The organism is Mucilaginibacter yixingensis (assembly GCF_041080815.1).
Lineage (GTDB): Bacteria > Bacteroidota > Bacteroidia > Sphingobacteriales > Sphingobacteriaceae > Mucilaginibacter > Mucilaginibacter yixingensis.
Genome location: NZ_CP160205.1, coordinates 195,656 through 212,901, shown reverse-complemented (window position 1 = coordinate 212,901; position 17,246 = coordinate 195,656). Strand labels below are relative to the sequence as shown.

Annotated in this window: 8 protein-coding genes; all 8 read right to left on the bottom strand. The window is 48.2% G+C overall.

Annotated features, from left to right (window positions below):
* Positions 1-2 precede the first annotated feature (2 nt).
* The 8 genes from ABZR88_RS00995 to ABZR88_RS00960 all read right to left on the bottom strand — a co-directional run bounded on the left by ABZR88_RS00995 (position 3) and on the right by ABZR88_RS00960 (position 17,213).
* Positions 3-935, bottom strand: a complete 933-nt coding sequence (locus ABZR88_RS00995; RefSeq protein ID WP_107829249.1) for a dihydrodipicolinate synthase family protein — start codon at positions 933-935, stop codon at positions 3-5.
* 43 nt (positions 936-978) lie between these two features.
* The gene (locus ABZR88_RS00990; RefSeq protein WP_107829250.1) at positions 979-2,562 is read right to left on the bottom strand and encodes a sodium:solute symporter; all 1,584 of its coding nucleotides are present in this window, start codon (positions 2,560-2,562) and stop codon (positions 979-981) included.
* A 106-nt stretch (positions 2,563-2,668) separates the two neighbouring features.
* Complete coding sequence (locus ABZR88_RS00985; protein ID WP_107829251.1) at positions 2,669-3,700, bottom strand: winged helix-turn-helix domain-containing protein; 1,032 nt, start codon at positions 3,698-3,700, stop codon at positions 2,669-2,671.
* Between the two features lie 122 nt (positions 3,701-3,822).
* Positions 3,823-6,219 carry a sugar-binding domain-containing protein gene (locus tag ABZR88_RS00980; protein ID WP_107829252.1) on the bottom strand — a complete coding sequence of 799 codons (2,397 nt, stop codon included), beginning with the start codon at positions 6,217-6,219 and terminating at the stop codon, positions 3,823-3,825.
* 225 nt (positions 6,220-6,444) lie between these two features.
* Positions 6,445-7,569: a glycosylase gene (locus tag ABZR88_RS00975; protein ID WP_107829253.1), complete on the bottom strand. Its 1,125-nt coding sequence runs from the start codon at positions 7,567-7,569 to the stop codon at positions 6,445-6,447.
* Between the two features lie 196 nt (positions 7,570-7,765).
* Positions 7,766-10,537, bottom strand: a complete 2,772-nt coding sequence (locus ABZR88_RS00970) for an alpha-L-rhamnosidase (protein WP_107829254.1) — start codon at positions 10,535-10,537, stop codon at positions 7,766-7,768.
* A gap of 208 nt (positions 10,538-10,745) precedes the next feature.
* Entirely contained in the window at positions 10,746-14,282 is a 3,537-nt protein-coding gene (locus ABZR88_RS00965; RefSeq protein ID WP_107829255.1) for a malectin domain-containing carbohydrate-binding protein, read from the bottom strand.
* A 195-nt stretch (positions 14,283-14,477) separates the two neighbouring features.
* The gene (locus ABZR88_RS00960; RefSeq protein ID WP_107829256.1) at positions 14,478-17,213 is read right to left on the bottom strand and encodes a hypothetical protein; all 2,736 of its coding nucleotides are present in this window, start codon (positions 17,211-17,213) and stop codon (positions 14,478-14,480) included.
* Positions 17,214-17,246: the final 33 nt, after the last annotated feature.

Sequence of the window (17,246 nt, the reverse complement as noted above, 5' to 3'; positions counted from 1 at the left end):
GATTAAACAGCCACCTGTGCTATTCCAATCTCATGCTGCAATTTGCTGTAATCTGCAAACAGTTGATCTACTTGCTTACGGATAGATGGTTTGAACACACCTACGTTACGACGGGTAAAAGTAGAGATATTCAAGCCGCGCTGTGTAAGATAGTATTTGGCAACAATTGGATACACATTGTGCATTACATCCATGTTATCAACAAAGAATTGTTGTACCTGGGCTACCTGCGGAGCAAGTGATGCGTTATCATAGTTTTTGCACAGCCATACTATCAGCTCCGGGAAGTAGTTACCCTGGATGCATGATAAACCTGCAGAACCCGCTTTCAGCGATTCAACTGCGTGTACCATATAAGCATCATACACGCCAAAGTTTGGATTGCTTTTGCCTGCGGCAATTTTAGCGCGCACCTGGTCAATATCCAGGCAGGTGTCTTTATGATAAATTACGCGACCGGTATCAACAAAGCTGCCCAGTTGCTCGGCAGAGATTAATCTTTTATAAGGCACCGGACACTCATAGAAACCCAGTGGAACATTATCTGTCTGTTTCAACAGATCAAAAACGCGGTCGTTAAATACGGCATCGCTCTCGCTTTCGTCAGCCAATAAACCGGTGATGGCAATTACCGCATCGGCACCGGTGTCGTGCACACGCTTCACAAAATCAGCCTGCTGGGCAATTGGACCGCCAAAAGTACCGGTTGCTACTACCGGCACACTGCCGCCTGCCACTTTGATTACATGTTTAATTGAATCCAGCTTCTCATCATCTTCCAGCTCAAACATCTCGCTTGACAGGCAGTTGGCAAACAAACCAGCGGCACCTGCTTCCAGATACAGCTCGGTAAGCTGGGTGAGCATGTCATAATCAATATCGCCATTGTTCTTAAACGGCGTAAGCATTACCGGTATAAATCCTTTTTCCTTCATTTTATTATATCCATAGGGCTGTATGTAGCCCGTTGTTTTCAGTCTAAGCGTTAATGGCTTCTTGTTCTTTTTTGGCTTTGGCCTTAGTAAGCACAATCCCCACCAATAAAATAGAGAGCGTGCCCAACACAATAATCATGTTAGTATCAATCGTACTGCGCAACATGCCATATTGCGGTGGCAACAGCGACGAGAAAGTGAGCCAGGCAATAACCACAACACCAATCACACTGGCAACAATAGCCTCGTGGTTTTTGGTACGTGTACTCATGAAACCCAGCAAGAACAACCCCAGCATACCGGCGGCGAAAATGCCCGAAAGTTTCCACCAGATATCGAGGATACTCTTTACCCCTATCATGCCAATACCGCAAACCATCCCCGCAACGCCGAAGATAACGGTACAGATATGCAGCGTCCGGAGCAACTTGCGCGAGGTAAGATCTGGTTTGAAATAACGTTTATAAATATCCTCCACAAACACCGTAGCCGATGAGTTCATGCCAGAGCTAATGGTACTCATAGCTGCCGAAAGGATGGCTGCAATGATAACCCCCACCAGACCTTGCGGTATTTTGGTAACCATAAAATGCGGCATTACCTTATCGCCATAATCGGCAGGAGTAAGTTTGGACAGTGCATCAGCCGCCTGGGCAGTTGTTGCGTGCGGCATACGCTCGGCAATTACTTGTTGTTTAAGCGTCATTACCAGGTCTGGGTGCTGACTGTAGTAGGCGTACAGGCAAGACCCGATGATAAAAAACAGGAACGACGCCGGCACATACATGTAAACACACAACCAAACCGATTTGCGGGCCGCCTGTGTTGATTTTGCGGTATGGTAGCGCTGGATGTAGTTCTGATCCATCCCAAAGTTGTTAAGGTTGATGAAGAACCCATACAACAGGATTACCCAGAACGTAGGCTCGGTAAAATTGAGCGAGAAACTACCCAGACTAAATTTATTATCGGCCTTACCAATATTAATGATTTCTTTAGCGCCACCCGGTACATTGGTAACAATGAGGTAAATGATGAGCATGGCGCCCAGCGTTTTAACAATACCCTGCACCACCTCGGTCCAGATTACGGCTTTGATACCGCCAGATACCGTGTAGAGAATGATGGAAATGCCCATCACAATCATAATGGTTTTCATGGAGATGCCGGTCAGCGCCTGTAAGCTCAAGGCAATACCGAAGAACACCGAGCCCATGCGTGCCAGTTGTGTCAGCAAAAAGCAAACTACAGCATAGGTACGCGCCCAGGGACCAAACCGCTTTTCAAAATGCGTATAGGCCGAAATCTCGCCCGTGCTGCGGTAAAACGGCACAAAGTATTTTACGGCAACCCAAGCTGCCAGCGGCATAGAAATACTGAACACAAAGGCGTTCCAGTTGCCGCCGAAGGCCTTGCCGGGTACACCCAGAAAGGTATTACTGCTTAAAAATGTAGCATAAATAGAAATGCCAATAGCCCAGCCCGGTATGCTACCAGAACCTGTAGAATACTCCCCCGCATCGGTGTTTTTGCGCGAAAAGTAGAAGCCCACCCCTATCATCCCAAGAAGGTACAGTGCAATAATAGCCAGGTCTGGAAGGGGTAAAACGGTTAAGCAGGTAGTCATTTTATTTATGGTGCCGGGCAATAGTTTAACAAAAAAACTAACGGCGGATTATTTATGCACAATGCCGGCTAATACCGGCATTGATTCTATTGATTAATATTTATTATTAAAGTGAGTTGCGCGAGTTGAGCAGGTAATCCAGCTCTACGCGGTCCATCTGGTTATTCAAAATCATGCGGGCGGCGGCCAAACCCATCTGCTCGTAATCAGTAGAAATGGTAGTTACCCCGTTCAGGATGTAACGTTTCAGCGGAGTTTCGTTGTAGGAGATAATACCCACATCTTTACCCACTTCCAGGTTCAGTCCGTTGATCTTCTCAATCAGTGTTACCAGGTCATCATCGTTCATACAAATGAAAACATCGCCTTTGCTAATTTCATCATCGGCAATACTGCTAATCACGCTGCGGTCAAAAGCATACTGTTGACAGAACAGGTTAAAACCCCAGGTCATATCAGGCGAAAGGAACGCGTTTTCTGACGAGATAACTTTAAGGGTGTGGTATTTGCTCAGACCGGCCAACAGGGCTTCCAGCGCTTTGTAGATATTGCGTTTAAAGTTTTCAAACACACCGCCAAACTCGCCTTCAACACCGTTTACCGCTTTATCCAGCAGGATCAGTTTTTCTTTCGGCAGACCGTTGATCAGCTCATGCGCTTTATTGCCGCCATCTACAAAATTTGGCGAAATCACATAGTGCGTATAACCATCTTTACGACGATCAAGCAGCTTTTTAAACAGCGCAAAATCATCGTTATAGATATAAAAATCAATGCTGGTATTCTCGCCCAGGGCGTGGGTAAAGGTATCGTAAAAAAGCTTTTTGCCGGCGCTCAGTTTATCCAGCATCAGGAACACCTTGCGCGGCTGCGCCATATTGGTAGCCGTAACAAAATGACCTTTACCGGGGATAGATGACAGCACGCCCAGATCTCGCAGGTATTTATACCCACGGTCTGCCGTTTCCTTTGATATTTCAAGGTGATAGGTCAGCTCATGCAGCGACGGTAATATCCAGTTCTTTTTAATTTTACCGGCTATTACCGCATCCTGAATTGAGTTGGCCAGCTGGATGTATTTTGGCGTTAGCGAAAAGCCATCCACATTGATATAATCAAAGATATTTTGCTGCTTCATCTTACTTACGTTATAAATGGTTAGTTTATACGGTTTTGATAAGATAAAACTAGTTCAACCAGCGATTAAATCCTTATATTGCTTTCTCCAAATAATGTACGATATTATCATGAAACAGGCATCTACCTGCTTTGTATCGTTAAATTTGCAGATTTTAAGCCCGCAGCTGTGGCAGAAATACTGATTGAGCCTCCTTTTACGGCAGAGCCCACAATACCCAAAGCCAGCCCGTTAAATGCATTACGACTGCTACTGGTAAATGGCTCCAGATCCGCCTGGTAACCGTTATCCATGCCTCTTAATACACCTGCGCCGGTTACTTTAAAGTTCACCAGGTTGTTGGCATCGGGTACCACATTACCATCCTTATCCAATATGCTGATGGTTACATAGCTCAAATCTTTACCACCGGCCTTAATAGCGCTGCGATCTGCCGAAAGTTTGATTTGATATGGCGCGCCTGCGGTTACTACCTGCGTGGTCAATACAGTTTGGCCCCCTTTGCGCGATACCGCTTTCAGTACGCCCGGTTCAAATTTTACTTTCCATTTTACGTGCAGGTCATCACCGTGCTTTTTCTGGATACCCAGCGAGCGGCCATTCAGAAACAGTTCCACTTCATCAGCCTGGCTGTAGTAGGCCATTACGTCTACCGTTTGTCCGGCTTTCCAGTTCCAGTGCGGCAGCAGGTGCAGTACTGGCTTGGCGGTCCACTCGCTTTGGTACATGTAATAAACGTCTTTAGGAAAACCGGCCAGATCTACAATACCGAAGTAAGAGCTGCGGGCAGGCCACGGGTATGGCGTAGGCTCGCCCAGGTAATCAAAGCCTGTCCAGATGAACATGCCCGAAAAGTAATCATACTTTTTAACCAGCTTCCAGGTGGTTTCATGGGTCGATCCCCAGTAGGCGGCTACGTTATCATAAGCAGATACCGTATAATCGGGATTACCTTTAATTTTGGTCTTTGCATCAGGCGGCCACATACGTACCGAATCTGAAGGCATATCATAATGTCCGCGACTCATTAAGGCTGATACTTGCTCTGTGCCGATGATCTTTTGACCGGGGTAATGCTTTTTCAAGTCGGCATAAACCTCCTGGTGGTAGTTGAGGCCCACCAGGTCCAACGCGCCAGATTTATAGATAAAATTCTTCTCCGGGTTCCACTCGCTCAGGGCAGATGTTACCGGACGGGTGCTATCAAGCTTCTTTACTGTGTTCACCAACTCGCGGGTGATGCTGATGCCGGTGCTGTCAAACTGTTCGCGGATCTCGTTGCCAATGCTCCATATAAAAACCGACGGGTGGTTACGGTCGCGCACTACCTGATCTTGCAGATCGCGGGTGTGCCATTGATCCCACTCTTTATAATAGTCGTTTTTGTTTTTCTTTTTCTTCCACATGTCAAACGCCTCGTCCATCACCAGCAGACCCATTTTATCGCATAGGTCCAGCAGTTCCGGCGCCGGCGGATTATGTGAGGTACGGATAGCGTTGACACCCATATCCTTCATGATCTGTAACTGACGCTCGATAGCTCTTTTATAAACAGCTGCACCCAGTGCGCCCGCATCATGATGCAAACAAACGCCCTGAATTTTCATTGGCTCGCCGTTTAAAGAGAAACCTTTATCGGCATCAAAATCAAACCAGCGGATACCGGCCTTATTACTTACCTCGTCAATCACTTTGCCTTTACCGTCAACCAGCGTAACGGTAACGGTGTACAGGTAAGGTTTATTAACAGACCATAGCTGCGGCTTTGTTACGGTTAACGACTGGTTGGCTCCACCCTCATTGTCCGGCCCATCAACAGGTCCGTGGGTTTCGGCTACTTTTTTACCTGCGGCATCATAAATAACGGTTTTGGCCTCGATGTTTTTCATCGCCTGCACATTATCTACACGGGTTTGCACGCTTACCTGCGCCTGCGCCACGCTTACTTTTGGCGTGCTGATAAACACACCCCACGGCGCAATATGGGTTTGGGCCGATGTAACCAGCCACACATTACGATAAATACCCGAGCCGGTATACCAGCGCGAGTTTGGTTGATCTGAGTTATCTGCCTTTACGGCCAGCACGTTTTTGCCTCCATATTTCAGATATGGGCTCAATTCATATTCAAACGAGATGTAGCCATTAGGGCGCTTGCCCAGGTAATGGCCGTTTATCCAAACCTCGCTGTTATGTTGCACGCCATCAAACACAATGCTGATAGCTTTATTTTTTGACGTTGCCGGGATGGTGAACGTTTTACGGTACCAACCAATGCCTGCGGGCAAGCCACCTTCGCCCTGCAACGTGGGGTTTTTCTCATCAAACTTTCCTTCAATGCTCCAATCGTGCGGCACGTTCAGGCTGCGCCACTGGGCATCGTTATAAACAACACTCTTTGCTAGCGAATCATTACCTAAATGGAATTTCCAGCCCGTATCAAAATCCTGTGTTTGGCGCGATTGCGCACCTGCCACCGCCGTTGAAAGAGAGAAAAGTATGAGGAAAAGTTTTTTCATAGTTGCTGTTTAAATGTGATGTTTGCAGGGGTATTTATTTTCTACAAATGGCGATGGCTTAGGTTTGACTTGATATATCACGTCATTGCGAGGCACGAAGCAATCTCTGCAATTACATGGCCAACAAGCCAAGTACAGAGATTGCTTCGTGCCTCGCAATGACGTATAAGCGTATCTTGTTCTCTTCCCCGGCCCTCTCCGCAGGAGAGGGCCGGGGAAGAGGTCTTATTTCTTTCTTTTGCTTGGCGGCGGCTCTACAAAGTTCACCTGGCTTTTGCCCATATCTTTTGAGGTAGCCACAGCAATACCACGTTGATCTGCTTTATCAACCGCGCAGTAGAAGTGGTAAACCACGCCTTTCCATTTCACTACGAATGATTTGTGCGCAAACACGGCGTCATAAGGTTCTGAAGCCTGAATCAGTTTTTCACCGGTCCAGTCGGTCCAGTGTACCAGGTCATAAGAGCAGGCAAAGCGGTTAAATACGCCGCTGGCGCCTGTTTTCCAGAAAGCACCGAAATAGAACATTACATACAGGTCGCCCATTTTTTGAACGTTCGGGTCGCCGGTAATGCCGGGACCATGGTTCAGCACCGGCTCGGTACCGAAGCGTTTCCAGTGCAGCATATCGTCGCTGGTTGCCATACCTATGCGCTCTGCACCGCGTTTGGCGTCAACACTATCACCATTGGCATTGTAATACATCACAAACTGGTGACCGGTCAGCTTTGATTTATCCCAGATTACGGTCTCTTTATATTGCATGTGGTTATCCCACCATGATACGTCTTTGTCTTCCGGAGTCAGCACCGGGTGATCCAGGCGGGTCCATTCGTGCGCTTTGGTCGGGTCTTGAGTGGTGTAAGCTATGCTGATGGCCAGCTTACCTTTTTCATAACCACGCTCATGCCCACCGAAATATGACATCCAGTATTTACCGTTATATTTCTGCAACTCGTAGCTGCCGCCCCATTTCATATCCTGCAGGGCAGTGTAACCGGCTTTCTGGTTGTTATCCCACTGCGTAGTATCAGAGAACGACATGATGCGACCCTGAGTTTTCCAGTGCAGCAAATCCGGACTGCTCGCCAGCCAGGTTTCATAACCGCGACCGTTAAAGATAATATACGTCATGTACCATCCGTTGCCTTTTCTGAAAACGCTCGGGCAATCCACCTTTTTAGAGTTATCTTCCGGAACAACCACCATACCGTATTTGAACGGGGTTTTCACTTCTTCATAAACCTTCTTCATGGTTTCTGGCGAAACCACTTTTTTTGGTTGAGCATAGGCGCACACTCCGGCAAAAACGCCAAGCAGCAGTGCAGTTGTTTTTATCTTGTTGATCATAAATTTCGTGTTACGAATTTACAGTTTTCTTGTTTTTATGGTTAACTCAAGTGAGGGTTAGTGTAAATAACTCTGTCCCACCACGTCATTGCGAGGAACGAAGCAATCTCTGCATATGCAAATCGGATTAGCGTGTCCGAATATCCTGTACAGAGATTGCTTCGTGCCTCGCAATGACGTTATGGTGTATATCATATTACCAGTTAGCTTCAAAATTATACTTACCAGAGCCAATACCCAGCATCAGCTTACCATCGCGGTAGCCTAAATTCTTTATATTTTTATCGGCACTAATGCTTTTGCCACCTTCGGTTACCTGGGCCGATTTTTCTACCGGCAGGTAAACCACCGTGGTTGTATTGGCAGGCACGCTAACGCTGATGCTGAATTTTTTATCGGCTTTCTTCCAATCAGTCATAATGTTACCGTAAGCCGAGTGATAATCTGCACGGGCCGATTTTACATCGCCCACAACTTCCGGCCTGATCTCAATTTTATTAAAGCCCACTGCTCCAGGTGCCTCATTAATACCAGCCAGTCCGTTAAAGAACCACTCGGTAATATCGCCCAGCATAAAGTGATTATTGGATACCGCCGATAATGCCGCCCATGACTCGGTCAAGGCGGTTGCACCATGTTTCAGCTGGTAGCCATAACCAGGTACATCATCGCGACTGTTCATATCAAAAATCACATCCGAGCGACCGGCCTCATCCAGCGCACGCAGCAGGTAACGGAAACCGATATCGCCAGAGGTAAGCGCGTTATTGCGGTTACGCAGGTCTTTCACAATGTTTTCAATTACCGCGGCTTTATCTTTCTCATCAACCAAACCCATATAAACCGATATGGAGTTGGCCGTTTGGCTACCCGTGCCGTATTGTTTGGTGTCGGCATTAAAGAATGATTTATTGTAAGCTGATTTTACTTCAACAGCCAGTTTGCGATAGCTCTCTGCATCTGCTTTATTGCCCAGCATCTCTGCAATGTGCGCTACAATGTTCAGATCATAATAGTAAAATGCGGTGGCAGTGATACCCTTTGGCGTTTGCTGCGATAAGCCCGGCGCTTTCGGACCCTGATCATACCAATCACCCAAGCCCTGGGTCAGGATATGGTTATCAGCTTTTGTGGCCAGGTAACCCAGGTAACGCTTCATAGTTGGGTAGTTAGTAGCCAGGGCATCTTTATCGCCATACCATTGGTAAATGTACCACGGCAGGATGATGCTGTTGCTACCCCACTCCGGCGAGTCACGGAAGATGCCGCCGAAATTGGTAAACTCAGGGGCAATCTCCGGTACCAGGCCTTCAGCGGTTTGGGCATAGCGCATATCATTCATACACTTAAGCGCCAGGCGGTGGATATCATAGTTGTATTGCAGAGAGCTGCCCACCAGGTGCGCTTCTTCCAGCCAACCCAGTTTTTCACGGTGCGGACAATCGGTAAATACACTGGCCATGTTACTCTTCATGGCCCAATCAACCAGTTTATAAATGCGGTTGAACAGCTCGTTCGAGCAAGAGAAATTGCCTATAGTGGCGGCTGAGTTACGGGTATGCAAACCTTTTATCTCCAGCAGCTCAGGCAGATGCTGAGGGTTTGATTCGCCCTGCGGAACAACACGCTCTACCTGCAGGTAACGGAAACCGTAATAAGTAAACTGCGGATGCCAGATCTCTACCCCGCTGCCTTTCAAAATATAATCGTAATAATGCGGGCTGCCAGATCCTTTTTGGTTTACGCCGCCATCTGGGCTCACTAACTCAGCCGGATAAACACGCACGGTATCGCCACGTTTACCTTTCACCGCAATTTGCGGAATGCCCGAAAAATTCTGCCCCAAATCATACACCCAGGCACCGCTGGCTATCTGCTTTTTGCTTTGCGGAGTAAACTCCTGCATCACCTTCAGCGGATCAGCCTTTTGCGAGTTCAATACAGGCGAGCCATCGACAGCAATTACTTTCTGCCATTTACTGTCGTTAAAATTATTGGTGTTCCAGCCTGGTTGCTCTTTGGTGGCATCATAATCCTCGCCGCCGTAAATACTGGTGTAAATAACTGGTCCCGGGGTTGCTTTCCACGACAGATCGCTCACCAGATTTTCTGTCCTGCCATTGTTATACTCCATCACCAAACGACAAATCATTTTCGGGTGACCGAACGCTCCGGTCATCTTACGATAGCGTTTGTCGCGAGGAATGTAGTAGAACCCATTGCCCAGCATCACACCAAGGGTGTTCTTGCCCGACTTTAATTCTTGCGTCAGATCAAAGGGCACATACAGGGCCTGCTTGTCATAAAACGTCCAACCCTGATCAAGGAAGTTGTTGCCTACCTTTTTACCATTCAGGCTCAGGTCAAAATGCCCCAAGCCGCAGATGTACAGTGTAGCTTTTTTCAGGCCCGATGCTACCGCGAACGTTTTGCGCAGCAATGGCAGGGTATCATTTTCAGGCCCCAATTTCTTCGGACCGCGCAGATGGATCAAAGGCACAAAGTGTGATGAGTCGCGCAGACGGGTATAGGCTATCCATTGCGCGCCTTTCCAGTCAGCTTTATTGAGCAAGCCCATTTGCCACTGGGCAGGCGTGCTCCAGGTTGATTGATGGCCCTGGTTATCCCAAGTCATCACTTTCCAGAAATAGGTTTTGGCCGATGTCAGCGGTTTACCGGCATAAGCCACCTGCAGGGAGGCCGTCGAATTTACTTTTTTTGAATCCCAGATATTCCCGGTGCCGGCGTTGAGGGCACTTATATTATCGGCCACCAAAATGCGGTAGCCTGTTTGCATCACACCGCGGCCATCGCTTTGCAGCTCCCAACTCAACTTTGGAGCTGGATTTTCCACCCCTTGCGGATTAGTTGCATACTCGCAATGCAGGTTAGCTACTTTTAGATTTTGTGACAAGGCCTGCAACGGCAGCAGCACAGCCAGCAAGCTATATTTCAGGTTGATTCTCATTTAATTTTTTTATATAAAGCCTATCTCCGAAGGCAAAAATGTAAAAGGATCCTAGATCCCTCCTTGGGGAGGGGCGGGCAAGCCTTGTGAGGAGGCAGGGAGGGGTTTAATCGCCGTGCTAAACCCCTTCCTACACCTTCCCCAAGGAAGGAATCGCACAATTCCACCACTTCTTTTTATCAGTCCAACAAATGACGGATAACCTCTCTTATTGCATTTCCACACTCGCCAAACTCAATCCCTCGGCATCCACAGCGGTGACCACCACGCGGTAATTACCTGCGTTAATGCTGGTGCCGCTATCTGTAGCCACGGTGCCAGATTTACCTTTGGCTATCGGTTTAAAACTCAGTGTTTCTTCTTTCATCACCAGACCATCGGCAGCTAACAGCTGCATTTTGGCGGTCATGGTCTTATCGGTAAAGTTATAGTATTTAATACGAAGCGCGTATTTGTCGGCCACGCCCGGTGTAACCGGGAAGCTCACGCTGCTGCCTGATGCCTGTGTAAAGCGCACAACTTTTTTACCGGCCACGGTATCGCGCACGGTAGCATTTTTCAGTTCGGCCAGATCGGCACTGTAACTGGCGGTTTTGCGCAGATCGCTGGCTGGCTCAATGCTGCTCACCGGCTGTACAATTACAAAATAATTACTGGCCGCATCGCCCAGATTGCCCTTCTCGCCTTTCTTAACACGTTTGCGATAAAGCGGAATGCGGGTGCCACCATTGGCATCAGTTTCAATATTTAAACCGGTTACCTCAAAGTCTTTTAACCAGGCCGGGCGATTAACAGCATCACCCGGAAGCGCTACGAACAGATCAACATCACGATCAGCCGCACCATCTGCCACGGGTCCGTGAGCCGGGCGCCGCATCCAGCTAGCACCATACAATGCCGGCGGGATCTGGCTAAACTTCACTTCGCTTTTATCATCAATACGCTGGCCAATATCCAGCCAGGCATTTTCCATCTCTTTTTTAGTTGACGTAACCACCGGCGCAGCCTTATCAGTAGAACTGATGGCAATGGCCGAGATAATGGCCTCGCCAGCCTTGACATCAGGGAACGAGATATTGATACCGTTTTTACCGGCAACCACGTCAACCGTTTTCTTCAAGGCATGATTATAACCGGCCTCTTTAAAAATGTCCAGATCTTTAATAACCGCCGCGCCGTTTACAGCCACGCTGAACACGCGCCAGCCGGCAGCATTCAAACCACCACCGGTTCCATACCAGGGTTCGTTAAAGAACAGGTCGACCTTGTATTTACCGGCCGGAACTGCCACATGAAATTTCAACTTATCTTCCCCATAACGGAAATCCTGGAACAATTGGCTATCACTTGTGCCCGAAACCTGGTCAAACGTGCGTTGCTGACTACCAAAATACTCCGGCATGCCAGGGAAAGCGTTAGTCCATGAAGATGACTGATAAGCCTGACCGCTATTCAATTCCTCATCTGCAGCCCATCTTTGGCCATAGCTATCGGTATAAGCCGGACCACCGCAATTGATCAACGCTTTATAATAATAACCTTTTGCAGGTTGCAACAGGGTTGATGCCTGTGGCTTTTCCAGATGCGGCGCCTGCGGCAAGTGGTTGAGCACAATTTCGTCATGTGCAACCTCTTTACCGTTTACATAACCAACAGCATACAGCACATTGTATTTAATATCAACCTTGTTCCACATAAAATGTGTACCAATGCCTCCGCGCTTTTTGCGCCCGAGCGATGCGCTGCGTACATCGTTAAACAGTTCAACCTCATCACAGTTAGAATAAATGTTGATGCTGTCTTTCACACCGGACTTAGTCCAGCGGTTTGGCCAGCTGTGCGATACGATGTATACCATCGGCTCTTTATCCTTTGGCGCGTAGTTAGCGCGGTACATGTAAAACACATCCAGCGGCTGGCCCCATGGGGTAAACAGACCTTTGTAGTTGATAGGCCCAACACGATCCAGTTCGCGCAAGCCTTCACCGCCTTGTGTTCGACCAGGGTTCTCGTGCGAGTACAACAGCCACTGAAACTGACCGGCTACTTTATCTTTTACGGCCTCGCCCAGGCGCACTTTGGTTTCCATCAGCTGGGTCATACGGTCTTCACTATAAGGGCCGTTTTGGTTAAATCCGCCTTCGGTATGTAGGTCAAGACTACGCCATGCGCCATACTCGCCTACCAGTAATTCCTTTTTCAGGTCTTCGCTATAAGTTTGCGGGTTACCGCCGTAGGTGCCGGTCCAGTTTTGGGGCACATCCCAATCGGTACCCTTGCCACCGTTACAAGTAGTAATTTTGCGTTGCGATGAAGCGGTCGGGTCCAGCTTGCGGATCAAATCGCAGCACTCTTTGGCAAAGGCCTCGGGCAGGCGGCTCTCATTCTGCAATCCCCATAAAATATTTGACGGACTGTTGCGGCGCTCTTTCACCCAATCAACCAGCAATTTCTTAAAGTTTTCGCGAAACTCCGGTGTGTCATACCAGATGTGAGCCGTATATTGCGGCCACCACAAAATACCCAGCTTATCCCAATACTCTTGATACTCCAGATTGTGCGGCTGATGCGCATCGCGGAAAGCATTGAAACCGGCAGCTTTTACTTGCATTACACGGGCACGGATCTCCTCACTGTCAAACGCCTGGCTTTTGCCCATCAAATGCTCGTACTCGGCAATACCGTTAATAAACACGGGCTTACCATTCAGGTAAAAACGGCCATCGTTACCGGGGCGACCAATTGGCCAACTAATCCAGCGGATACCATAAGAGGTCTCGGTTTGATCGGTCAGTACGCCGTTTTTCCAAACCTGTGTAACCACTTTGTACAGATACGGGTTTTCCAGCGACCATAAGTGCACGTTCTTCACCTGCGGAAACACCTGTGCAATAGTAGCCGTTGTATTTTTATCTAAGTTTTTGTTTGTTTTTGCTTGCGCGATGATTTTTCCCTGGGCATCTACCAACTGATTCACTACGCTGATAGCTGATGTGGCAGCGCTATAGTTTTTCACCTCGGTTTCCAGGTTCAGCGTGGCCGATTTTTCGGTCACCGTAGTATCGTTCCAGATGTGCACGCCGAAAGGTTCTACACGAACGGGGTTAGTCACCAGCAAATGCACCGGACGATAAATACCCATCGGCTGCGAACCTTCCGAGAAACCCGGATCATCAGAACAACCGCCACATACCCACGGCAGGTCTTTAATAAACGAAGGATGATCGGCACGTACGGCCAACAGGTTATCTTTTCCGGCTTTGATTACATCGGTTACGTCAATAGTAAACGTGGTACGGCCGCCTGCATGATAACCCACTTTTTGACCGTTAAGCCAAACCGTGGCATAAGAACCAACACCTTCAAAATACAAGAAATAACGTTTACCCGGTTGCTTTACCGTTAGCGGGAACGTTTTGCGATACCAGGCATACCCGTGCAGGTTACCATGCTTTAAACGACGGTAGCCAAAGTACTGATCCCAGTTATGCGGAACGCTTACACTTTGCCAGTTCTCCCTATAGCCTGGTTTCTCAAAGCCGTTAAAAGCGGTGCTGCTTTTCTCATCATCGGCAGTATGCCAGCCATAATTGAGGCTGATATCCTGTCGAGTGCTTTTCTGCGCAAAGGCAAGGGTAGAAAACAGCAAAGCAGCGCTTAGTCCAAGCACCGCTTTATATCCACTTTGCCGGCGTTGCTTCCGGCGGCATCCTTCTGGCTGGAAGGACTTTTTTTCTTGTATCATTAGTAATGTTTTAACAAATAGCGATGGGTTTGAAACCCATCGCTACGGTTATATATTCCTTATTTAAAGCGAGGCCCTGTGCGATTCCCCTCTTGAGAGGGGTGGAGGAGTGTGTCCTTTATGCGTGCGAAAAAACACACCCCTGCAGCCGCACTGTCAACGCGCCCCCTCTCAAGAGGGGATTTATTTATTAGCTTAATTAAACAACCAGCGCAAATCCTTAATATTTCCCTCGTTGCTCAGGCCGGCATCATAAACAGGTACATTAACGTTATCGTCAATAAAACCCAGTACCAGTGCGGCGCCTTTGCCAAGTGTGAGCGTGTTGGTGCCGGCTTTAAAGCTAAAGGTATGCACGTTTACCGGTGGCATGCCTTCAATTTGCACGCCGCTGGTTATTTTGCTATCGGCCTGGCCGTAATCATTAGCCGTTCCATCGGTTTCTAACTGTGGCTCCGATAAAAATTTGGTTTGACCTTTACGGATGAAATACCCAACCAGCACTTTAACCGGCTTGTTATTGGTAAAGGTAATATTGGTACCATCTGCCATTTGTTTAGCGCGATCCAGCTTGATGCCCTGCAAGCCTTTCAGCTCCGGCGCGATAGCTTTTAAAGTGGCGGCTGTATCAGCAAACATGGTGGCACCTTCGGTTAGGGTATAAGTTGGCAGATTACCCTGAACGTTTACCTGTGTATTGGTCAGTACAATTTTTTCTTCTTTCTTACCACCCGTTTTCAGCTGCGCGATGTTCTTTTTAAAGTTATCCAGCTCGCGCTCATAAACCGGCAGCAGCTCTACCCAGGTTTTCATTTTGCCGTTATTGCCCCCTACCGGGATCTTGCGCTGCTGGGTTTGCATACTGTTGGCGTAGAGGTAACTGTCTTTTGTCAGATCAGTCAGCTTGCGGAAATATTGCAGGCTTTGCTCCATCTCCGGTACTGCTTTCTCCAGATCGGCAATATCGTTAGAGTATTTGTAACGCAGGATGTACAATGTCGCCTGTGCTTTGTGCGCATAACACTCGCCCATAGCATCATAGCAGTACATATCATTTTTCAGGCGATCAAACTCGGCTTTATCGCGGGTTACACCTGGGGTGGCTTTGTCAATAGCGGCAACCGCAGCTTTGCCCTGCGCTTTTACTTTATTAATCACGTCCATTGGCGTTTCACCTTCGTGCGGTTGGTGTTTCCACTCTTTTAGCGCATACTCGCTCAGCATCTCGCCTACCGGACCTTCTGAGTTATAAAGCAGCGTAAACAGGCCGAATTTCTCCGGATTTACCAATTGTGCCATCAGCATCCCCAAAGTCATAGTCTGACGGTTACCATCGGTAATACCGAAGCGACGCAGAATTTCTGGCGAGATATTGCCTGATTGTTCATAAGCTTCCAAAATCTCGCGGGCATGGGTATTATCAGCACCGTATTTGCTCCCCAGTTCTTCGCTCCAGTATTTAATCTCGTCGTTACGATCACGGTGTGAGTTCCATGCATAGCGCGACCATGTGCGGTACCAGATCCAATCGCGGTCTACCTGGTAAAGGCGTTTGCCTCCGGCCACGTTATCGGCGCTGTAAGGCCAATCCCAGTAAGATGCCTGCGGATACAGGTGCAGGCCGTTAGCCTCGTAAACGCTGTGCATAGCCTGCACGCATTTCTGAATAAAATCAGGCGAGCCATAGCGGAACGGCTCCAGGTTGGCCATAATGTGCACGTTCTCAATTTGCACGGTACCAATGCGGCTTAGCGTGCGGTGCAGATCGGCCCATGGGCCATGTGGCTCATAAGTAGTCAGAGCTTCGCCGTTGTATTTGGCCTCGGTATAAAGGTTGCTGTACAGCGGCTTAGCATATTTCATATCCTCGGGCGCGTTGGTATCATGACCGCGGAGTACAATCGGCGGTTCATCTGTACGGCCCAGAGCTTTCAGTCCGTCTTTTACACCGGGGATGATGGTTTTGGTAAACCAATCGATATCGTCCTGTCCCTCGCCTTCCATCGCCTCACCCAGTGTAATTAGCAAGCCTACATTCGGATATTTCTCCACAAAGGCGGCGATAGATTTTCGGGTATAGTCAGCAATAATTGGAACGATGTGGCGGTTACGATCCTGCGTTTTCAGGTGGTTATGTTCTGCAAAAGGTTTGGATACGATGATGTTGTAAAAACCCTGCACCAGCCAGATGCCGCGTTTATCGCACTCCTTGGCCAACCAGTTGTAAATCTCTTCATTCTTTTTAAAAGTAGCTTCGTCAACTTCCAGCGCGTAAGGGTAATCTTTAACCTTTACCAGCGACGCAAACGGGTGACCGCTCCACAGGTACAACGAGTTCATGCGGTTTTGCGCCAGCGAGTCCAGGTAACGGCCCCAGAACGCTTTATCATAAAACCAGGGGAACAACTCAGGTGTATATGGATACTCGTAAGTGCCGCGACCGGGCAGATAGGTGGTTTTCTGCATCCCAATGCAGGTACCGCGCATCACCATCTCCGGCTTATCATTAAAGTTGATGCTGGCTGGTAGTTTATGTGCGTTGGTAATACGCTCGGCCAGTTCTAAACAGCCGTAGAGCGCACCTGAATTATCATTACCAATAATTTTAAAGCTTTTGCCACCACCGCTTAAGGTAAAACCTTCTTTACCCGGCGCTTTCGGATTGCTCTGCTGCGCTGGATCAGTTTGCTTTACACTTACCACAATATTGGTTGCCGCGGCAGATACCGCGTTGGTAGTAGCTACCGTATAACCTGCTTTTTGCAACGCGGCCGTTAGCCTGCCCGCACCGTAAGTTACCCGGGCATGGTGCGTTTTGGCCAATACAATATTTACTTTTTTAGCAGGCGGATTCTCTGCAGAAAAACCCTGCAAACAAACAAGCGACGACAGCAGGAGCAGCGCGCACGCAAATACAAATTTTAATTTCATTTTAGTTTAGTGACCGTTACCAACGAAAAAGGC